The following is a 20,537-nucleotide window of genomic DNA, read 5'->3' as shown; positions in this document are numbered from 1 at the left end:
CGGAAATAGCAAGAAGTTTTGATTATGTCAATAAAAATCGCGTCATGGAACGTCAATTCGATCAAGGCCCGCCTGGACCACGTCAAAAACTGGCTGGCGGCAAACCGGCCGGACGTCCTGATGCTTCAGGAGCTTAAGGGGCTGGACTTTCCCGCCGGCGAATGCGAGTCCCTTGGCTACGGCTCCGAATATGTTTCCCAAAAAGCCTATAACGGCGTGGCCGTCCTGTCGAAAAAACCGGTCCGTGCCGTTCTGGACCGCCTGCCCGGAGACAAGACGGACGAGCAGGCGCGCTATCTTGAGGTGGAATATGACGGCCTGCGCCTCATCAATATCTACCTGCCCAACGGCAACCCCGCGCCCGGTGAAAAATTTGATTACAAGCTCGGCTGGATGGAGAGGCTCTACGCCCGCCTGAAAGAATTGCGCGATGGAGAAATCCCCTTCCTTGTCGGCGGCGATTTCAACGTGATCCCGGAGGCGCGGGATTGTTACGACCCGAAAGGATGGGAAAGCGACGCGCTCTATCGCCCGGAAACCAGAAGCCGCTTCCGCAGCCTTTTAAATCTCGGCCTGACGGACGCGTTCCGCATCCATAACGAAGAGAAAGGCCAGTATAGCTTCTGGGATTATCAGGCCGGTGCCTGGCCGAAAAACCACGGCCTGCGTATCGACCATTTTCTTTTATCCCCCCCCGTGACAGACCGGATGGAATCCTGCACCATTGATAAAAGCCCGCGCGGGGAAGAAAAAGCCTCCGACCATACCCCCATTCTTTTAGAGATTGCCGCATGAAATATTTATTCGCTTTAACATTGTTCTTCCTCAGCGGCTGCGCGCAGGACTTCAAGACTTATCAGAGATATCTGGCCTCCAAGAATATTCCCGCCCCCACGCTCGAACAATTTCCGCACTGCCACAGCTATGGCTGCCCCAAACACGATCTGGTGGAACTGAACAGGCAGCAGTGGAAACAGATTGATAAGATATTCCCCGCCCCGTCCAAAACGGCCGCGCAGGAACGCGCCCGTATTGAAAAAGCGATCGGCGTTTTTGAAACCGTCGTGGGCGCCATGACCGGAACGGACAAGGATATCCACGGCACCTTTATCAAAATGGGAAAAGGACAGCTCGACTGCGTGGATGAAAGCACCAACACCACCATCTATCTGGACCTGCTGCGCCAGCGCGGACATCTGGCCTTCCACGAAATCGAGCAGCCGCAAATCCGCCTGCCCTTTATCGGGGGCGGACGCTGGACCCACCAGACCGCCACCATCCGCGAGGTAGAAACCGGCGAAAGATATGCCGTGGACAGCTGGTTTGAAGATAACGGCTTTCCGGCCCATGTGGTGCCGCTGGACGCATGGACCCATGGCTGGCGGCCTCCTGCGAAAGAAAAACCGGCCTCCTAAAGATCAAGTATCTCCGGCGCCAGAAACTCTTCGTAGTTTTTCCAGGCGCCGCGCGCCCCCTTATAGATAGGCTTGCGCACCTGCGCGGCGCTGGCCGTCGTCACCGCCCGCTGCGTCTTGTGAAAATCAAGGCATGAGTCCTGCCACGGCAGCCCGCAATAATCCAAAAGAACCCGCGTCCCTTTTTCCTGATCCCCGATTAATTCCTCATAGTGAAAATCCAGAATCTCCCCCGGGAACACACGATGCCAGTGCGCCATCATCTCACGATACAGGCCGTAATAGCCCGCAATATGAACCTGGTCATACGCAAAAGGCAGCGACCCGACAAAAAGCTGTTTAAAGATGGACAGGCAGGTATCGCGCGGATCGCGGATGCAGTGAATGATCTTCGCCTGCGGAAACATGGTTTTGATAAAACCGATATAGCGGAAATTCAGCGGCATTTTATCCGTGATGAATCGAGCCGCCGGATCGTGTTTCCGCAAAGACGCCAGATACGCCTGCGCGCAAGCCGTGATTTTATCCTCCGTCAGGGCCGCAAAATGCGCCGCGTAATCCTGCGGCAGAAGATTGAGCTCCTGCGCAAACAGATGAAACACGTCATGCAGTTCCCCCGCGCCGTAGACATCGGCATGCGAGGCCAGTATCTGTTCCGCCAGGGACGTGCCGCTGCGGGGCATCCCCACGATAAAAACCGGCGTTTCGTCGCGCAGCCCGGCCCCTTTGTGCGCGTCAAAAAATGCGCGGGTAAAAGAGCCGCAAATTTGCCGGAAATACGTCTCAACGCGCGGCAGCGAAAAACGGATCGCAGCGCTTACCATGGCATTGCCCGTTTCATAATTCGCAAAGGCCGCTGGGTAATCCCCGAAATCCTCACAGGCTTTCCCCAGCGCGAAATAGAGCCCTGCCTTCGTTCCCACCTGCAAACGCGTGTCTTTCAGCGCCGCCTGCATCGCCTGAATATGGGGATCGTCCGGCCCTTCATATTTTTTAAAAGACGCAAGGGACCGGTGATAAGAGACATTCAGAGGCTGCGCCGCCAGCGCCTTTTCCAGATTTTCAACCGCCTCTTCCCGGCGGCCCAGCAACGCCTGCACCGTGCCGAGATTGCCGCGCACATCCGGATGTCCCGGCTCTATTTCAAGCGCTTTTTGAAGAACACCTTCCGCCGCTTCACTCTGCCCGGCCAGATTCAGGATTTTGGCCTGCACCAGATAAACGGGAACGCAGGCGGGATCGATCTCCAGCCCCTGCCGGCAAACCGCCTGCGCTTCTTCAAGCCGGTGCGCCTCGCACAAAGCCAGCGCCAGATTCTGGTAGGCCGGCAGGAAAGAGGCGTCCCGGGCGATAGCGTCCCTGAAGCACGCGATGGCCTTTTCCGCCTGCCCCGAAGAAATATGGGCCACCCCCAGTCTGGAATGAACCTGCGCATCTTCCGGACGCAGCGCCAGCAGTTTTTCAAAACAGGCAACCGCCTGTTCAAACCGGCCCGCCTGCAAAGACTCCTCGCCCGCCCGGAATAAATCCTGAGGATCGTTCGAATAAGGCGCGGGAGAAGACATCACGATTTTTTTTGCTTTGTTTTAACCTGTCTCGCTTCGTATGGCGCAGGATGGTGCCACGAGAGAGGATTGAACTCTCGACCTCACCCTTACCAAGGGTGCGCTCTACCACTGAGCTACCGCGGCCTGCCTTAAGGACAGGGCGGACGGTACAATAAAAACTCTGGCCTCTCAAGCGTGTTTTCGCCTATAGTCCCTCTTTAATTTTGGTTTATTTCGGAAACTGGCCACAGGAATGCCACAATGACGCAGCAAAAAGAGACTCCGGCCGCCACGCAAAGCAAGGCCGACCTGCGCGCGGCCGCCCTGCGGGAAAACCTGAAAAAGCGCAAAAACCAGGCGAAAGAGAGACAGGATGATGGAAAATCGCAAAACCGCTAAACACACGGCAAACGATGACGAGGTTCAGGCTGCGCTCACCCGTGGCGGGTTGCCGGGCCTTCTGGCCGATCATCAAATCCGGGATCTGGCGCTGAGCGAAGGCATGATCGAGCCGTTCGAGGAAAAACAAAAAGCCGACGGGGCCATTTCCTACGGCCTGTCCTCTTACGGATACGATGCGCGCGCGTCCCGCGAATTCAAGATTTTTACAAACGTGGACAACGCCATTGTCGACCCGAAGGATTTTTCCCGCCAGAGCTTCGTCGACCGCGAAACGGATGTGTGCATCCTTCCGCCCAACAGTTTTGTGCTGACGCGCTCCATCGAATATTTTCGCATTCCCAAAGACGTGCTTGTGATTTGCCTGGGCAAGTCCACTTACGCGCGCTGCGGCCTGATCGTGAACGTCACACCGCTGGAGCCCGGCTGGGAAGGCCATGTGACACTGGAAATTTCGAATACGACGCCCCTGCCTGCCAAGGTTTATGCCGGCGAGGGCGTTGCGCAATTTTTATTTTTTAAAGGATCAACCCCCTGTGAAACAAGCTACGCAGACCGAGACGGAAAATACATGCGGCAGACCGGCGTCACCCTTCCCCGGCTTAAATAAGGAATCGAACGATTCCCCGCACCTCGTCGCCTTTACCCACGGAGAGGTCAAACCCTCCGGGCTGGACAAGCTGCGTCTGCACGGCGGCAACCGCCTGAACGGCACCATCCCCGTCAGCGGCGCCAAAAACGCCGCCCTCAAGCATATGTGCGCGAGCCTTTTGACGGACCAGCCGGTCCAGCTTGAAAACATGCCTGTCACGCTGGGAGACGTGCGCACGCTGGCGCAGCTTCTCGACCATCTGGGAGTCGACGTCGCCCTGCGCAGCGACAATATCGCCTTCCTTCGGGCCAAAGAGATTAAATCCCACATCGCGCCTTACGATCTGGTGCGGAAAATGCGCGCCGGCGTCCTGGTCCTCGGCCCCCTGCTGGCCCGTCACGGGCAGGCCGAAGTCTCCCTTCCCGGCGGCTGCGCGATCGGCACACGTCCTGTGGACCTCCACATTATGGGCCTCAAAGCCATGGGCGCACAGATCGAAATCGAGGACGGTTATATCAAGGCCAGAGCGCCGAAATCCGGCCTGAAAGGGGCGCATATCACCTTCCCCAAAGTGTCCGTCGGAGCCACCGAAAACCTGATGATGGCCGCCACGCTGGCAAACGGGGAAACCGTCTTGTCCAATGCGGCGCGGGAGCCGGAAATCATCGACCAGGGCGAAGCCCTGATAAAAATGGGCGCAAAAATTGAGGGGCTCGGCACACCGGAAATCCGTATTCAGGGCGTTTCCTCCCTGCACGGCACCACCCACAGCGTCCTGCCCGACCGCATAGAGACAGGAACCTACATGTGCGCCGTCGGGCTTATCGGCGGGGATATCCGGCTGAAAAACACCCGCACGGACTTTCTCTCGGCGCTCATTGCCCCGTTGCAGGAGGCCGGCATTGAAATAAAGCAGGACGGCCACGACGTCCTCGTTCACCGCAACGGCAGCAAGCTCAAGGGCGTGGACATCATGACCGAGGCCTATCCCGGCTTCGCCACCGACCTGCAGGCCCAGTTCATGACCATGATGACCCTGTGCGAAGGCGCCGGCATGATTACCGAAACCATTTTTGAAAACCGTTTCATGCACGTGCCGGAGTTGGTGCGCATGGGCGCGGATATCACGACACAGGGAAATTCCGCCATCATTCGCGGCGTGGAAAAGCTCAAAGGCGCGGAAGTCATGGCCACCGACTTGCGGGCGTCTGTTGCCATGGTGCTGGCGGGACTGGTCGCGGAGGGGCAGACAACCATCAACCGGATATACCATCTCGACCGCGGCTACGAAAACATCGTCGACAAGCTCACCGCCGTCGGGGCGGATATCGAGCGAATCAGGGGGGAATAAACGCCCCCTTGACTTTTAATGTTTTACATATATTTATTACGTTTGCGTAAGTAACGGGTTGGAGTATTTCTGTGAAAAACATAACGGGCGCGTTCGGCGGTACAACACAAGGCACACAGGGAGATGAGGATTACAGGCTTATACGGGCGCTGCATCTGAGTCCTCTAAATAAAAACGACGCCCTCCTTTGCGAAATCGCAAACGAATTGCTGTTCAAACGGCATTTCCGGACGCTCAGCATAGATAAAGCCTACCGGGACATCACAACGTTTTTTGACCCGGCGACAAAAACGCCGCGAAGAATAGAGCCGCCGTGTTCTCTGGGCATACTGGGGCTTGAAATCTCTTCCCCAACCCTGCGCAGCCGTCTCTTTCCGCCACTCTTCGTAAACGTGCAAACGCCGGAACAGGAGCAGAAATTTGCAGAGGAATCGGCTATATACAAGGCGCAGGCCCTGGGCTTCTTTCAGAAGGAAGTTGGAAAATCCTTATTCATCTGCAAAAAGACAGATTCCTGGTCCGACGACACCATATCAACCTTTGAATGGATCAGGCGCAATCTTCAGGGCGGGGAAGACATTCTGGAACAGATTCATACCGTATCCAATACCCTCCGTAACATGGGACACAGCCTCAGGGACGGCGCCCTTCTTCGGGAAGCCGTTTGCCTTGAGGAGAGAAGGGCAAAGCTTTCATTCTATATGGGCTATACGGGCTTAAAGCCGATCGTCCGGTAGAGGGCGAACAAAACACGGCACGCCGTGAATTTTCCTTTGTCTTTTGTCCCTTTTTTTCGCTACAACACCCCTATGGCGGATAAAAAACGCATCCTGGCCGTACCCAAGGGCCGAATCCTGGAAGAGCTTCTTCCGCTCCTCCGCAAGGCGGGGATTGAACCGGAAGCGGCTTTTGCCGACCCGGAATCCCGTCTTTTGCGCTTTACCACCAACCACGACAATCTCGATATTATCCGTGTGCGGGCGTTTGACGTGGCCACGTTCACGGCCTTTGGCGCGGCCCATCTCGGCATTGCCGGATCGGACGTGCTGGAAGAATTTGATTATGAAGATCTCTACGCCCCCATAGATATGAAAATAGGCCATTGCCGCCTGTCCGTCGCCATGCCGGAAGAACTGGCCGCAAAGGACACGCCCGCAAGCTGGAGCCACATTCGTATCGCCACAAAATACCCGAATCTCACCCGCAAATATTTTGCGCAGCGCGGCGTGCAGGCCGAATGTATCAAGCTTTCTGGAGCCATGGAGATTGCGCCGGGACTGGGGCTTTCGCGCCAGATTGTCGATCTGGTTTCCACCGGCTCGACACTCAGGGCCAACGGTCTGGTTGAAGTTGAAAAAATTCTCGATGTCTCCGCCCGGCTGATCGTCAACCGCAGCGCGATCAAAACAATGCCGGAAGAGATGCAGGGCTGGATCGAGGCCTTCCGGAAAGCGGTCCCCTGAGACGATATGACCGTATCCAAAAGCGCTATCTCCCATATTACATTACGGTTTCCGGACCGGAACGGCACCCCCGCGCAGATGCTCAGGGAAAGCGATACGGCCATTTCGGATTTAATAAAGGAAAGCGTTTTCCAGCCCTTAAATAACGATAACGGCCCGTACCGTATTGAATTATCCATTCAGAATAACCGACTGATTTTTCAGATACAAAATGACGCCAAGGAAGACCTCCCCTCTCTGATCCTGTCTTTAAGTCCCTACCGGCGCATTATCCGCGATTACTTCCTGATGATCGAAAGTCATGAGACAGCGCGCAAAGCGGGGCAGCGCGCAAAGCTGGAACCGATCGATATGGCGCGGCGCGGCCTGCATAACGAAGCGGCCGAAATCATGATGGAGCGCATGGAAGATAAAATTGAAATGGATATGGAAACGGCGCGGCGGTTTTTTACCCTGATCTGCGCCCTGCACATCGGGCAGCCGCGATTGTGGCGGTAAGATAGCGCCCCCGGAAACACCGGAAAACAAAACCCCTTTGCATCGGAAGGAAAACTCCGCTATACCAGAGCCCTTGCAGATAACTTGAACCGTTGAAATGTCAAAAGAAGAACTACTCGAATTTAAAGGTGTCGTCACGGAAATCCTGCCCAACGCGATGTTCCGCGTAAAGCTGGAGAACGATCACGAAATCCTGGCGCATGCGGCCGGGAAGATGCGCAAACACCGTATCCGCGTCCTGCAGGGCGATTCCGTTGTCGTTGAAATGACCCCTTACGACCTCACCAAAGGCCGAATCATCTTCCGCGAGAAATAAAAAGAGCGGATTTACGGGCAAAAAAAAGCCCGCTATCAGCAGGTGTAAGCTCTCTTATTCATAGGGTGTTTCGGGGTTCGCCCCTTCAGGCCGTTTCGCCCCTTTTTATACTTCCACGGCGAAAGCTGGATTGCGCCGCTACCCTCGCCTTCCTGATTATCGTCTTCAGAGTCTATAAGGGAAGCAACCGATTGAAAAATCGATTCAATACTGAAAGCTAGCATAAACCACACACCTTTATTTGCTAAAACCTCACGCGTTCTTTGTGATGTTTTTTCGTCCCGAAGTCAATTCGTTTTTGACTAAAGTCAAAAAAATATCCCGCGTTTTTTTATGTGATTTTTGGCCGGGTTGTTTACGGCTTTTACGGGGTATCGCAATCCTGCCGCAGATGTCATCCTGAGCGGAGCGAGCCTTGGCGCGCGCAGTCGAAGGATCTTCATAACGTTAAATTTAAAAGATCTTTCGACTACGCGCCGGATTTTTATCCGGCGCTTCGCTCAAGATGACAATGTTCGGTGTTTTAATGTCTTTACAGGCAACCCGGCTGAAAATGACACTCCAGACATACAAAAAGGACGCCTCGAGAAGCGTCCTTTTTGTAGTATAATATCGGGGGGAAACCTATGACGGCTTTGCGCCCCATCCAATCTTGAAAAACGACCTGTCTTTAAGCTGGAACCACCGGCGGCCTTCGCGATTACGTGCCATCGTCAGCAACCTGCCTGTCGTAAGGGACCCCATCGCGTTATATCTGGCGCCGGGAATTCCTATAGGACTCCCCAAATTCGTTACGCCCTTCATTTCCCTAGGATAACCCGCCGCTTCCGTAAAGGGAGGACGAACCCGTATGCAAAACGCTTCAGCTGCTGCTGACATTTTAACCCTCTATTTCAAGTTTTCGGAAAGACACCATTATTGAAGATTTACAAAGCCAAACCACGGTTTTACTCTATATCTTATGTCTTTTTTCCAAACCAGTGCCCTAACCCTAGCATCTTCGTCGCCCAGACGTCTAGAACTTTTGGGAAAAATCCACATTGCGCCGCAAAAGGTTGTCTCCCCGGAAATAGACGAAAAACGCCTTAAAAAAGAAGGCCCTGAGGCCCTTGCGCGGCGTCTGGCCGTTCAAAAGGCCCAAAGCGTGTTTGAAAAAGAGAAGGAAAATCAATGCTTTATTCTTTCCGCCGATACCGTTGTCGCCTGTGGACAAAATATCCTTGAAAAACCTCAAAATGCCGCCCAGGCCCGCAAATTCCTTGAAAAACTCTCCGGACGGCGCCACCGGGTCTATGGCGGAATCGCCGTCATTTCACCCGGCGGAAAGCTCGTTTCCCGCGTATGCGAGACGATTGTGCAGTTCAAACCCCTCTGTCCGGCGGAAATAGACGCCTATCTCGATTCGGGCGAATGGGAAGGAAAAGCGGGCGGATACGCTATTCAGGGACTCGCCGGATCCTTTATCAAACACCTCTCCGGCTCATATAGTAATGTGGTAGGACTCTCCCTTTATGATACAGTGCAAATGCTAAACGGGTTGGGTTTTCGGACGAAGGGATAAGAACGCTGGATATTCTGATCGAAGAGTTGGATGGGAGCCTCTGGGTCGCCGCCATATCAAGCCGCGAGCTTCAGGGGCTGGAGGTCGATCCCGTGCACGAACAGGTGCGCTGGGGCGCCATTTACTGGGCAAAAGTCACCCGCATTGACAAGGCGATGGACGCCGCCTTCCTGGATCTGGACGGCGAGAACACAGGGATTCTTCACAACAAGGATGTCCGGATCGAACAAAAAAACGGCGCGGTGAAAAAAGGCGGAAAGGAAGAGATCGGAAAAATCCTCACCCCCGGCCAGATGGTCGCTGTGCAGGCCAAAAGCGGATATCTCGCGCGGGAAGAGGATTACCTCCTCCCCAGCGAAGAAAAATCCGCGCTCGTGAGCATGGATATCACGCTGCAGGGGCGCTATCTGATCTTCTCCCCCATCATGCCCGACAACCGGGTGTCTTCGCGCATCCGGGACAAAAAGCTCCGGCGGCAGCTTCTCAGGATGCTCAACGCCACCGAAAGCATCAAGGGCTGCATCCTGCGGGCCGCCGCCGCCAACACGCAAACCGACATCCTCCGGCGTGAGGGAAAAATCATGGGCGCGATGTGGGAACAGATACAAGCGCACCTGTCCGGCGACGCCCCCGCCCTGATCATGGAGGGGCCGGACGCGCTCCAGCGCACCGTCAGCGACCATGCCGGCAAAACAATCGACCGAATCGAAATCGTTACGATGGAGCAATTCGAACATGTGGAGGAATGGTGCGAAATTTTCGCCCCCGACCTTGTGACCAAAATCCGGCCCGTGGAGTTAAACGATCCCCATGCGGAGCTGGCTTTGTTCGAGGAGCGGGACATCCTTTCCAAGATCGAGGACCTGTTCCAGCCCTACACGATTTTAAAGCAGGGCGGCAATATCATCATTCAGGAAACGACGGCCCTGACCGCCATTGACGTCAATCGCGGGACAGACGGCCGCCCCGCAATGGAAGTCAACCTGGATGCGGCCGGTGAAATCGGACGCCAGCTTCGCCTGCGCAATCTCGGCGGCATCATCGTCGTCGATTTCCTGAAAATGAGAGGCAAAAAAGACCACAAAACCCTGCTGGCCGCCCTCGAAACGATCTTTGAGAAAGACCCCTGCACCGTCCAGATCCACGGAATCACGGGGCTGGGGCTGGTCGAAATCACCCGGAAGCGCCGCACGCCCGCCCTGCAGGAGCGCTTTTCCACCGCATTCGAGTAAGAAAAAGCGGGAAGAAGGAATAAGAAAGGGACAAGAGAAGTCTGGACAGGAAAGGCTCTTTCTTCTATAAGCCCTTAGTCGGCTCCCCGGAGCCCGCAAGCCCAGATAGCTCAGTTGGTAGAGCAACGGACTGAAAATCCGTGTGTCGGCGGTTCAAGCCCGCCTCTGGGCACCATTTACAGAGAGCTTGTCCTGTATTTTCGTTTTATTGTTTGGATTTAAACTTTGCGCGAACACCTTCTTGCAAAACACGACCCTCTTGCATACACACTATCTTGCTAATCAATTGCTCAGCAAAATAAGAAGGAAGCCCTTTTTGTTCTAATCGTTCCTTCAAAATATCTACCGTTTGTTTCGGATATGCACGCCCCATTTTTAAGATCATTGCAAACGCAGTACAAGGCTCATGCTTTCCAACGTCAGGCGTATAAAGCATTTCACAAAGAGCGGGTAAAACGTTGGGAGGCGGCATTCTCATTACGGCATTGACCAGCGTCTTATCTTCTCTAAAAAGCATATCCCCATATGCTATAATTTCCTTGTATAACTTCCTTAAAATAGAAGCCTGCTCATCTTGCAACATTGATAAATGTTGTTCCAAATCAACCTTTTTTTGGGGGCGCATAACTTTATGCAGTTGTAAAACAAGCCACTCATCCGTCAAATTTGTAAGAGAGTGGTAAAACCCCGTACCATCGGACTTTACGACATAAAAAGGTGCTTCACCTGATGAACGTTCCTGATAAGCAAAAATAGAATTTGGATCATTGCGATCAAACTCCAGATAAGGTTTATCCAGATGACTGACAGCCCCTTGATTATCAAAAGAAGTTACAAGCAAACAATTCTTTACCTTACTAAAACCCCTTGTACCCTTTCTAACAGTTCCCTTAATCTCAATCTTCGCGCTTTCTACAGCATGGAAGCAATTGGTCTGGTTAGGCTTATTAGACGTATACCCCTTTGGCGGCAAAATAATCAGTCTGTTTATATTCCGTTCATCTTCTACGCCGTCTTTCAGCTTCAATATAAAAGCGGCAGGGCGGCGAATAACCTCAAAATCTTCACCAAGAACGTGCGTCACAAGAGCTTTTACAAAACTCTGACCTAATATTATCTCCAAAACATCTAGCATTTAATTTTTACGCCCCTTTGACTGGAAGCGTTTCATGCTCCCATGCAATTTCATACAATACTCTAAAGCTATCCGCTAATTCCGTTTCGTTAATAACGGTAATTCGTATGTTATCCTCTTGAAAATTCAATAAACCAAGCTTCGGACCATAAGCGTAAAATATAATATCTTTCCATTTGTCTTTTGGAATCCAGCGATATTCAGCAATAGGAAGAATAAAGGATTCATCGCTTTCTCTGATAGCTATACGTACCCTGATACGGTCCCCCAAGCCTTTCATACGGCGCGTGTGCATTGCGTACCATTCTTCGCCCAAATATTTTGGCCAGAGCGTTGGCTGCGTATTAAATAAACAGATATCCCCCCCGTATTTTTTGGCAGTTTCATAAACGTCATCCATGAATGTTTGGAATCCCTGCCTGCCTTCATAAGTAATGATATCGGACGTATTCGGATTGACGCCGCCTTGTTCCGTAAAAACAATACCAGCCCCTTCAAACCATTTTTGAATTTCTCCAAGTCTGCCGGAAGGAATCGAGGCTTTACCCGTAAAATAAGAATTAAAAGTGCTTTTGTTCAAAGCAATTTTATCTGCAAAGTCGCTCCTGCTCATTCCCAGAAGCCCCAACGCGGCGTCAATCTGTCTTAATGTAATCATCTGGCCGCATCCACTTATTTGGAATATTTTCCACTTTTTTCTATTTTTTAACCTTTTATTAATACTTTGTCTATAAAAATCACCTCATCAGTGATTACGTCAATTTGTCAAAAGGTAAGAAAAATGGATACGCAAACAAAACAACAGGCGCAAAGCCGCAATCAGGACTTGCAGGAAGAGCTGGAAAGCCGCTACGGGCCGGCCATCGCGCAGCAGATCGTGGACGAAATCAACAAGGCCGAAAAAACCGCCCATGTCCCGGACTTTATGGCCGTCAAAGCCGTATCCGAAACCATGGAGCTTTTCCGGGAGGAAGCGCAAAAAGCCCTTCGAAACCTGAAAGGCCGGAGAAAAGCCGCCAACGACGATGTCGCGAACCTGGACGAAAAGCGCGCGCGGCAGGAATTTGAAAAACTGTTCGGCCTGTATATCGCCGCCCAGCACAATTTTTATGAGATGTACCGCAAGGCCATGACCGCCCATCTGGAAGAAATCCCCACATGGAAAAAATACAAAAAAACAAATCAGGACCCGGAAATGACCACGGTCGCGTAAGACCCAGACAATGAAATAGAACGAGTGGCCTGACCTTCCCCAACGTCAAGCGGCTTGAAACCGGCGGCCAAGGGTACCCCACATCCCTTGGCCGCTTGCCTTTTCCGAAGACAGGAACAGGAGCAGACCAGACGTCTGGGGATTTCTACGATCAGATCGAGCACAATCTGTTTTGTCATCCTGAGCCGAAGGCGAAGGATCCCAAAATTTACCGGAGATTCTTCGCTGCGCTCGGAAATGACAGGAAGGAACCGGCCCTAAACGATGAACACCTAATTGTCCTTAAGCTCCTGGAGCAAGAGGGCGGCTTCGCGGAACGCCAGTCCCTGCGGGGCGCGCGCCAGATAGGCTTCCAGCGCCTGCACGGCCTCCTCTTTTTTCCGGAGGCGGGCGTAAAGAACGCCGGCATCCAGAAGAAGCCTCCATTCGTCCGGATCAATCAGGCGCATCTTTTCAACCGTCCGGACCGCAGAGTCATACTCCCCCGCTTCGATCTGGCGCAGCTTGATGTTGTTCTGGAGCCGGATAAGAATCTCCCGTTGCGCCGAAACCTCGTAATAAGAGGAAGACAACTCCGCCTGCGGCCCCATCAGCCTTTTCACCAAATCCCTTAGATCCGGCGCCTGCATAATCCGGCCCCCTGTAAACGGATCAAAAATAAGGCGCACGCCGTCTTTTTCGATCCGGCAAAGCATATGGCCGGGGAATCTCAGCGCCCGGACATCCCACCCCTGCGCCGATCCGGCATGGATATACAGGAGGGAAAGCGTAATAGACAGGCCCTTCCGGCGGTCAATCACGCGCATTAAATCGGCATTTTGCAGATCGTCATGCGTTTGTGTGTCGCCCGTATAGCCGCAGGCTTCAGACAAAACGTCCGTCAGGGCGGCGAGCTGCGTTTCCGCGCTGTCTTCTCTTCCCTCCTGTAAAAGAAATTTATGCCGCTGCGCGACGTCCTGCGCCAGTTTTTCCAGATGGCTTTCATAGCGCCCGATGGAAATGCCCGGATGAGCGGCCGCCGCAAGCGCCAGTCCGGCCCGCGCCACATCTATTTTTTCGTCGGGCAAAAGACCCGTTTGTCTTAAAAAGGAATCGGGATCGAACGTCATTCGGAAGAAAGCGGCTCGGACTCAACGGCATCGGGCGCGGGAGCGGCTTCGGAAGACGGCGCAGAGCGAATTTCGCGCATCTTCTCCTGTTCCCCCACCAGCTTGACGTAGCTCACCACCTGCTTGACATGCGGAATGGTGCTGGCTTTTTCGATCACATACTCCAGCTCTTCACGCCCCTGCGCAAAGCCCATCAGATAGACAACGCCCTGCACCGTATCAATGGAATAATTGATGGATTGCACCTTGCGGTCAAAGGTCAAAGACGTGCGCAGCCGCGTGGTAATCCAGCTGTCCCGCACATACCCTTTGATCCCTTCGCTATCGGCCACACGGATTTCGTTAATGACCTGTTTCACGCCTTTCACCTGCCACGCCAGCCGGACGGCCTCCACACGATGCTGCGGGTCCTGCACCACGCCCGTAATCAACACCCGCCCCTGAGTTACCGTCGTTCCCAGTTTGGAAAACATTTTCAGATCATGCTTGAGCCACGCATCGTTAATCAGCGCCTGAATTTCGGTATCGCTCAGGGCGCGGCTGATCCCGCCCTCCTTCGCCGCCGAAACGCCGATCGTCGCCCCGGCCCCGGTTGCAAGCCCCACCGGCGAACAGGCGGGTAAAATAAAAAGACTTAAAAGAAAAAAAGGAAAAAGTTTTCTGATCATGATTTCGGCCTTAGGATTTGGATGTCGGGAAGCGAATCCCCTCCCGATTATGCCGCATTATGCCGCCGGACGCCATGCATTGTCCAGATGCCGGATAAAAAACGGCCAGCGCACGGCCATCACGTCAAAACGCAAATCACAGGCCCCGTGTTCCGCATGGCGCTGCATGTAATACAGGGCCGCCTGTTCGATCCGCCGGCGCATTTTCGGCGTGACAGACTCCAGCGCGTCTTCCACGCTGCCGCGCTGCTTTACCTCCGCAATGACCAGCGTTTCGCCTTTTCTGGCTATGAGGTCGATTTCCCCCACCGGCGTTTTGAAACGCTGCGCCAGAATGTCATACCCCTTTATTTTAAGAAAAACCGCCGCAAGCTTTTCGGCCTTTAGTCCCCGTTTATAGGCGTCTTGCTTGCCGGGCAACGCGCTCATTTTCTACCGGACAATTTCAGCGCAAGAGTGTAAATCGCTTTTTTCGGCTTTCCGCTGGCGATCGAAACCGCCTCCGCGGCATCGCGGACGGACATTGTCTCCAGCGCTTTGGTAATCTGGTCTTCGAGGCGTTCGCTGGATATTTCCGGCGCAGCGCCCTGCCCGACCACCACCACGATCTCTCCTTTCGGCGGCTCTTTTTTGAGGCTTTCCGCAATCAGCGCGGACAGGCTTCCCCGCCGGACTTCCTCAAACATTTTTGTCAGTTCCCGCGCAACGCAGGCGGAGCGATCCCCCAGCACCGCTTTCATGTCCTTCAGGCTGCTGGCCAGACGCGGCCCCGTTTCATAAAACATAAGCGTGCCCGGCACATGCGCCCATTTTTCCAGCATTTTTTTCCGCGCCGATGTTCTGGCAGGCAAAAATCCGGCAAAACAAAAGGCATCGCTCGGCAGGCCGGAAAGCTGCAGGGCCGTGACGGCAGCGCTCGCGCCGGGAATGGAAGTCACCTTGATATTTTGCTCAACCGCGCCGCGCACAAGCTTGTAACCGGGATCGGAGATCAGCGGCGTCCCCGCGTCACTGACCAGAGCCACGGATTTCCCGTCCCTGATGTGCCCCATAAGAAGATCACGCTGCCGCGCGGAACTATGGTCGTTATAAGGCAGCATTTTCTTTTTAAGGCCAAAAGCATTCAGAAGTTTTCCCGTCACCCGCGTATCCTCGCAAGCCACAAAATCCACTGCGGCCAGAACATCCAGCGCCCGAAAGGTCATATCGCGCATATTGCCGATAGGCGTGGCCACAAGGTAAAGTCCCGCCGGCAAGGAAATCGATTCTGGTCCTTCCCTGTTTTTTTGTGTAGGCTTCATCATCATTCATTAAGAATAAACACCGCCATGTTCCAAATCCAGCGCCTTCACCCCCTTATCCCTGCCTTTATCATGCTCGCCGCTTTTATGGTTTTGTCCGGCTGCGTCGCCTCGGAACGCCAGGTGCCCTGGGCAAGCCCGGCCGCGCAAACAGCCGCCACACAGGCGCCGGATACGCTGCCCGCCCCGGCCCTTGCAAGCGGGCAGATACAGCAGGCGCTCCCCGCCGCCGCCACATCATCATCCGCCCGTTCCTATGCCGCGCTTCCGGCGGTCAAGGTCGCCATCCTGCTTCCCTTAAGCGGCAAGAGCGCCCCGATCGGGCAGGCCATGCTTCAGGCGGCGCAACTCGCCGTCTTTGATATCGGATACGACAATTTCCAGCTTATCCCCCGTGACACGCACGGAACGCCGGAAGGCGCGCTTCAGGCCGCCACCTCCGCGCTCAATAACGGCGCGGAGCTTATCCTCGGCCCCCTCTTCGGCCCGGCTGTGCAAGCCGTCAAAAATGTCGCCGCGGCACGGCGCGTCAACGTCATCGCCTTTTCCACCGACTGGACTCTGGCCGGCGGAAATACATATCTGATGGGCTTCATGCCCTTCTCGCAGGTCGCCCGCGTGAGCGCCTATGCCGCCTCCAAAGGCATTCGCACGGCCGGACTCCTCGCCCCGCGCGACAAATACGGCAATACCCTCGCCAGCGCCTTTGAAACGCAGGCGCAGCGCAGCGGTATCCGGATTACGGACCGCTTCCGCTTCGCCGCCGGTAACAACAATATCACCGCGCAGCTCAAACCCTTCACCCACTACGATCCGGCGGCGCAACAAGAAAACCCGAACCTGCCGCCGCCTTACCAGGCCGTATTCATGCCCGTGGGCGGACAGCAGGCCGACATGCTCGCCGGAGCGCTGGGCTATTACGGCATTACGCCGGACAAGGTCAAAAAACTCGGCACAGGGCTCTGGGACGACCCGCAGGTGGCAAGCCTGCCCCATATGCAAGGCGCGTGGTTCGCCGCGCCTTCGCCGTACATGCGCAAAAAATTTGAAGACAAATACAGCCAGACCTACGGACAAAAGCCGCCGCGCCTGTCTTCCATGGCCTATGACGCCACGGCGCTGGCCGCCGTTCTGGCCCGCACGGGATTCCAGCAGGCGGGCCGTCCGGCCTTCGACCGCGCCGCCTTGACCAACCCGAACGGCTTTGCCGGCATGGACGGCATTTTCCGCTTCGGCACCGACAATCTGGTAGAACGCGGGCTGGCCGTTCTGGAAATCCGCCACCGCCGCATCGTCGAAATCGACCCCGCGCCAAAAACATTCCAGACGGCGCGGCCATAAGAAAGAAACTCAGTCGGCCTTACTTCTTACAAACGCCGCAAGCTTTTGCGCCAATATGCCGTCCGGCATATCGTTATGGCCGTAACCCTCGAGAGAAACCATCTCTTTCGGATCGTTCGCCGCAGCAAAAAGCCTTTGACCGAAGGACGGGGCAACCACCCTGTCTTTCATCCCCTGCAACACCAAAAGCGGCGCCTTCACCTTTTTGATTTTGGACAGGCTGTCGAATTTATCCTTCATCAACAAACGGACCGGCACGAAAAAATAGGTTTTGGCCGCCACGTCCGGCAGACTCGTATAGGGGGATTCCAAAACGAGCGCCTTTACATCCGGATATTCCAGCGCCATCTGAACCGCCACCCCCGTTCCCAGCGACTCCCCGTAGAGGATAATATTTTCCGCCCTTACGCCCCGATTGACCAAAGCATGCATCCAGGCGCGCGCATCGTTATACAGCCCCTCTTCGGAAGGTTTTCCCGGATTGCCGCCATAGCCCCGGTATCCCGCCAGTAAAAAACCGTACCCCTTATAAGCCTGCGCCATGGCCTTTTCGATCCGCGTGCCGTAATGGGACGCATTGCCGTGAAAAAACACCACAACATCTTTTTGAAAAAGCGGCGGCTTGAACCAGCCCGACAGCGTCAGGCCGTCAAGGGTCCGGACGGACATCTGCGTGACATTGTTCTGCGCGTAAGCCCCGATATCCGGCTTTTGCGTATCGGGAAAATAGATCATGGAGCGCTGCGTGAAATACAAAACGGCCACAAAAGAAAGGTACAGCAAAAGAAAATGAAAGAGCATTTTCTTCGCCTTTCTTTTCATTTTTTATCCTGACCTTCCTTGGGGGCCCGCGTTTTCCGGCCCTGTCAAACTTCCGTCAAAATGTCCGAACAGGGCAGGCGGGATTTCGGCAGCTTCGCATTGTAATCCTTCTCAGGGTCGCTATAGCCAAGCGCTACGACCACAAGAGCGGCATAGCCTTTTTCGCGCAAACCAAATTCTTCATCCAGAACCTGCGTATCAATCCCCTCCATCGGCGTTGCCGCGATGCCCATCGTCGAAACCCCCAGCAAGAACGCCCCCAGATTGAGATAAACCTGCCGGGCCGTCCAATATTTTACATCCTTCCTCTCTTCCTTATGGAGAGCGACGAACCTGCTGCGCCCGGCATTCATTTTTTCTTTAAGAGACGGGTCCGCATCGAAACGGCCGTCTTTTTCTTCCTGCGCCAAAAGCTTCTTCAGGAAGTCTTCTTCCATATCAAGCCTGCCGCAAAACACCACGACATGCGACGCGTTCCGGATGAGAGGGGAATTAAAGGAATAAAGCGCATCCGTTGACCTGGCGATTTTTTCCCTGGCGCCCTCCGACGAGGCCAGAATAAAATGCCAGGGCTGCCCGTTCACGCTGGAGGGGCTGTAGCGGAGAAGCTCCTTTATTTTTTCGATATCTTCATCGGGGATTTTCCGGCCCGGATCGTAAGCCTTCGCCGTATAGCGGCCCTTGGCGTAATCTGTAATGTCAAAGCCCATCTTTTTGCCTTCTATTATTTTTTTAAGCCGCTTCGTCTTTTTTGACTTTGGCCTTGGGCAAATCGAGCCTGATATGCAGGTCCTTAAGCTGCTCCGGCGTGATGTCACCGGGCGCGGACATCATCTGGTCTTCATACTGGCCGTTCATCACAAAAGCGTAAACCTCGCGCAGGTTCGGCTCGTCCGCCAGCAGCATGACAATCCGGTCGATGCCGAACGCGCAGCCTCCGTGCGGCGGCGCACCGAATTTAAAGGCATTCAGCATCCCGCCGAATTTGGCCTCCAGAACGGATTTATCGTACCCGGCAAGGCTGAACGCCTTTTCCATGATGTCGGGCTTGTGATTCCGGATCGCGCCGGAGCACAGCTCGAACCCGTTGCAAATGGCGTCATACTGATACGCGTAAATGTCTTCCGGATCTTTGTTTTCGAGATCCTCCATCCCCCCTTGCGGCATGGAAAAGGGATTGTGGGAAAAGTCGATCCTGCCCGTGTGTTCGTCGCGCTCATACATCGGGAAATCCACCACCCAGCAGAATTTATAAACGCCTGTCTCACGTGCGGCCTCATGACCTTCGGGCAGGGCGTCGCAGATGACATCACGGGCAAGACCCGCAAACTTGGCGGCAGCCAACTCTTTATTGCACACAAAGAAGATGGCGTCGCCCTCTTCCAGCCCGGCAAGTTCCTTTAACTGTTCCTGCGCAGCTTCAGGGATAAATTTGGCAATCGGTCCGGCCCCAACGCCGTCCTTAAAGACCACATAACCCAGACCCGGCGCGCCTTCGCCCTGTGCCCAGCTATTGAGCTTGTCAAAGAAGCTGCGCGGCTGGTCGAAGACTTGAGGCGCGCGGATGGCGCGCACCACGCCACCTTTTTCAACCGTGCCTTTAAAGGCTTTGAATTCCACATCGTCGCGGGCGAAAACTTCCGTCACATCCACGATCTCCAGCGGATTGCGCAGGTCCGGCTTGTCGGTCCCGTATCTGAGCATGGCGTCTTCGAAACGCAGATGCGGAAGCCATTCGACCTTGTGCCCGGCGCCGGTAAAGTCGTTGAACTGTTCAAAAACGCCCTGAATCACCGGCTGCACGGTATCGAACACATCCTGCTGGCTGACAAAAGACATTTCCATGTCGAGCTGGTAAAACTCCGCAAGCCGGTCCGCGCGCCCGTCTTCATCCCGGAAGCATGGCGCGATCTGAAAATATTTATCGAAGCCCGACACCATCAAAAGCTGTTTGAATTGTTGCGGCGCCTGCGGAAGCGCGTAGAATTTTCCCGGATGCAGCCGCGAGGGCACAAGGTAGTCCCGCGCGCCTTCCGGGCTGCTCGCGGTTAAAATCGGGGTCTGGAATTCCTGAAAGCCCTGCGCGTGCATACGCTCGCGAATGGAAAAAATCACGTCGTTTCTAAGGCGGATATTTTTCTGCATTTTTTCGCGGCGCAAATCCAGATAGCGGTATTTCAGGCGGATATCCTCCCCCGCCCCGTCATCTTCGGCCACCTGGAAGGGCAGCACATCGGCGGCGCCCTGCAGGGTTACTTCATCAATATACAGTTCGATCTCGCCGGTAGGCATATTGGGATTCTGTGTTTCGCCCGGGCGGGTCCGCACCTTCCCCACCACCGTAATCACGGACTCCACACGAAAGCCTTCCACCTGTTCCAGCAGGGGAGAGCCTTCATCCACCACACATTGGGTTATGCCGTAGGTATCGCGCAAATCGATAAACAAAACCCCGCCATGATCGCGCTTGCGGCCAATCCAGCCGGAGAGTTTCACCGCCTGCCCTTCATGCCCTTTTCTAAGTTCCCCACAATGATGTGTTCTGTAGCTGTGCATTTTCTGTTCCTTTAATCA

23 protein-coding genes and 2 tRNA genes are annotated in these 20,537 nt (G+C 54.5%); 14 read left to right on the top strand and 11 right to left on the bottom strand.

What is annotated here, in order from left to right:
* Nucleotides 1–30: 30 nt before the first annotated feature.
* Both xth and H6853_04245 read left to right on the top strand, forming a co-directional pair.
* Complete coding sequence (gene xth / locus H6853_04250; protein USO04600.1) at nt 31–795, top strand: exodeoxyribonuclease III; 765 nt, start codon at nt 31–33, stop codon at nt 793–795.
* A complete protein-coding gene (locus H6853_04245) occupies nt 792–1,415 on the top strand; it encodes a hypothetical protein (GenBank protein USO04481.1) in 624 nt (207 codons plus the stop codon). The genes xth and H6853_04245 overlap by 4 nt, the downstream gene beginning before the upstream one ends.
* On the opposite strand, the gene H6853_04240 is transcribed toward H6853_04245, so the two are convergent.
* Both H6853_04240 and H6853_04235 read right to left on the bottom strand, forming a co-directional pair.
* A complete protein-coding gene (locus H6853_04240; GenBank protein ID USO04480.1) occupies nt 1,412–2,980 on the bottom strand; it encodes a sulfotransferase in 1,569 nt (522 codons plus the stop codon). The genes H6853_04245 and H6853_04240 overlap by 4 nt on opposite strands.
* A gap of 51 nt (nt 2,981–3,031) precedes the next feature.
* Nucleotides 3,032–3,106: transfer RNA gene (locus H6853_04235), tRNA-Thr, on the bottom strand.
* Between the two features lie 117 nt (nt 3,107–3,223).
* Between H6853_04235 and H6853_04230 the strand changes: the two genes are divergently transcribed.
* The 10 genes from H6853_04230 (at nt 3,224) to H6853_04185 (ending at nt 10,549) form a co-directional block, all read left to right on the top strand.
* Nucleotides 3,224–3,361, top strand: coding sequence for a hypothetical protein (locus H6853_04230; protein ID USO04479.1), 138 nt, complete (start codon nt 3,224–3,226; stop codon nt 3,359–3,361).
* Nucleotides 3,339–3,971: a dCTP deaminase gene (locus H6853_04225; GenBank protein USO04599.1), complete on the top strand. Its 633-nt coding sequence runs from the start codon at nt 3,339–3,341 to the stop codon at nt 3,969–3,971. The genes H6853_04230 and H6853_04225 overlap by 23 nt, the downstream gene beginning before the upstream one ends.
* A gap of 61 nt (nt 3,972–4,032) precedes the next feature.
* Entirely contained in the window at nt 4,033–5,304 is a 1,272-nt protein-coding gene (gene murA, locus H6853_04220; protein ID USO04598.1) for a UDP-N-acetylglucosamine 1-carboxyvinyltransferase, read from the top strand.
* 71 nt (nt 5,305–5,375) lie between these two features.
* Nucleotides 5,376–6,041 carry a hypothetical protein gene (locus tag H6853_04215; GenBank protein USO04478.1) on the top strand — a complete coding sequence of 222 codons (666 nt, stop codon included), beginning with the start codon at nt 5,376–5,378 and terminating at the stop codon, nt 6,039–6,041.
* A gap of 72 nt (nt 6,042–6,113) precedes the next feature.
* Entirely contained in the window at nt 6,114–6,767 is a 654-nt protein-coding gene (locus H6853_04210; protein ID USO04477.1) for an ATP phosphoribosyltransferase, read from the top strand.
* Nucleotides 6,768–6,773: 6 nt separating this feature from the next.
* A complete protein-coding gene (locus H6853_04205) occupies nt 6,774–7,265 on the top strand; it encodes a UPF0262 family protein (GenBank protein ID USO04476.1) in 492 nt (163 codons plus the stop codon).
* Between the two features lie 97 nt (nt 7,266–7,362).
* Nucleotides 7,363–7,581, top strand: coding sequence for a translation initiation factor IF-1 (gene infA / locus H6853_04200; protein USO04475.1), 219 nt, complete (start codon nt 7,363–7,365; stop codon nt 7,579–7,581).
* Nucleotides 7,582–8,542: 961 nt separating this feature from the next.
* Nucleotides 8,543–9,142, top strand: a complete 600-nt coding sequence (maf, locus tag H6853_04195; protein ID USO04474.1) for a septum formation protein Maf — start codon at nt 8,543–8,545, stop codon at nt 9,140–9,142.
* Nucleotides 9,139–10,374, top strand: a complete 1,236-nt coding sequence (locus H6853_04190) for a ribonuclease E/G (protein USO04597.1) — start codon at nt 9,139–9,141, stop codon at nt 10,372–10,374. Before maf ends, H6853_04190 begins: the two co-directional genes overlap by 4 nt.
* A gap of 99 nt (nt 10,375–10,473) precedes the next feature.
* A tRNA-Phe gene (locus tag H6853_04185) sits at nt 10,474–10,549 on the top strand.
* A 30-nt stretch (nt 10,550–10,579) separates the two neighbouring features.
* Here H6853_04185 and H6853_04180 read toward each other — a convergent pair.
* On the bottom strand, nt 10,580–11,509 hold the full coding sequence (locus H6853_04180; protein USO04473.1) for a hypothetical protein: 930 nt from the start codon (nt 11,507–11,509) through the stop codon (nt 10,580–10,582).
* Nucleotides 11,510–11,516: 7 nt separating this feature from the next.
* Complete coding sequence (locus H6853_04175; protein ID USO04472.1) at nt 11,517–12,167, bottom strand: hypothetical protein; 651 nt, start codon at nt 12,165–12,167, stop codon at nt 11,517–11,519.
* Nucleotides 12,168–12,290: 123 nt separating this feature from the next.
* Here H6853_04175 and H6853_04170 point away from each other — a divergent pair, with 123 nt between their 5' ends.
* A complete protein-coding gene (locus H6853_04170) occupies nt 12,291–12,722 on the top strand; it encodes a hypothetical protein (GenBank protein USO04471.1) in 432 nt (143 codons plus the stop codon).
* A 272-nt stretch (nt 12,723–12,994) separates the two neighbouring features.
* Here the strand turns inward: H6853_04170 and H6853_04165 are convergent, their stop codons facing one another.
* From H6853_04165 to rsmI, 4 genes are read right to left on the bottom strand one after another with little or no spacing between them, the layout of a single operon-like run.
* Nucleotides 12,995–13,831: a transglutaminase family protein gene (locus tag H6853_04165; GenBank protein USO04470.1), complete on the bottom strand. Its 837-nt coding sequence runs from the start codon at nt 13,829–13,831 to the stop codon at nt 12,995–12,997.
* On the bottom strand, nt 13,828–14,499 hold the full coding sequence (locus H6853_04160) for a BON domain-containing protein (GenBank protein ID USO04469.1): 672 nt from the start codon (nt 14,497–14,499) through the stop codon (nt 13,828–13,830). Before H6853_04160 ends, H6853_04165 begins: the two co-directional genes overlap by 4 nt.
* A gap of 57 nt (nt 14,500–14,556) precedes the next feature.
* Complete coding sequence (locus tag H6853_04155) at nt 14,557–14,928, bottom strand: YraN family protein (GenBank protein ID USO04468.1); 372 nt, start codon at nt 14,926–14,928, stop codon at nt 14,557–14,559.
* Nucleotides 14,925–15,800 (bottom strand): 16S rRNA (cytidine(1402)-2'-O)-methyltransferase, encoded by an 876-nt coding sequence (gene rsmI / locus H6853_04150; GenBank protein USO04596.1) that lies wholly within the window; start codon nt 15,798–15,800, stop codon nt 14,925–14,927. Before rsmI ends, H6853_04155 begins: the two co-directional genes overlap by 4 nt.
* 27 nt (nt 15,801–15,827) lie before the next feature.
* Between rsmI and H6853_04145 the strand changes: the two genes are divergently transcribed.
* The gene (locus tag H6853_04145; GenBank protein ID USO04467.1) at nt 15,828–17,141 is read left to right on the top strand and encodes a penicillin-binding protein activator; all 1,314 of its coding nucleotides are present in this window, start codon (nt 15,828–15,830) and stop codon (nt 17,139–17,141) included.
* Between the two features lie 9 nt (nt 17,142–17,150).
* On the opposite strand, the gene H6853_04140 is transcribed toward H6853_04145, so the two are convergent.
* From H6853_04140 to aspS, 3 genes are all read right to left on the bottom strand, one after another.
* Nucleotides 17,151–17,942, bottom strand: coding sequence for an alpha/beta hydrolase (locus tag H6853_04140; GenBank protein ID USO04466.1), 792 nt, complete (start codon nt 17,940–17,942; stop codon nt 17,151–17,153).
* Nucleotides 17,943–18,007: 65 nt separating this feature from the next.
* On the bottom strand, nt 18,008–18,673 hold the full coding sequence (gene nfsB / locus H6853_04135) for an oxygen-insensitive NAD(P)H nitroreductase (protein USO04465.1): 666 nt from the start codon (nt 18,671–18,673) through the stop codon (nt 18,008–18,010).
* A gap of 22 nt (nt 18,674–18,695) precedes the next feature.
* Nucleotides 18,696–20,519 carry an aspartate--tRNA ligase gene (gene aspS / locus H6853_04130; protein ID USO04464.1) on the bottom strand — a complete coding sequence of 608 codons (1,824 nt, stop codon included), beginning with the start codon at nt 20,517–20,519 and terminating at the stop codon, nt 18,696–18,698.
* Nucleotides 20,520–20,537 lie beyond the last annotated feature (18 nt).

Source organism: Rhodospirillales bacterium, from assembly GCA_023898765.1.
Lineage (GTDB): Bacteria > Pseudomonadota > Alphaproteobacteria > Micavibrionales > Micavibrionaceae.
The sequence above is the reverse complement of the archived record's forward strand: the minus strand, read 5'-3'. Positions and strand labels throughout refer to the sequence as shown.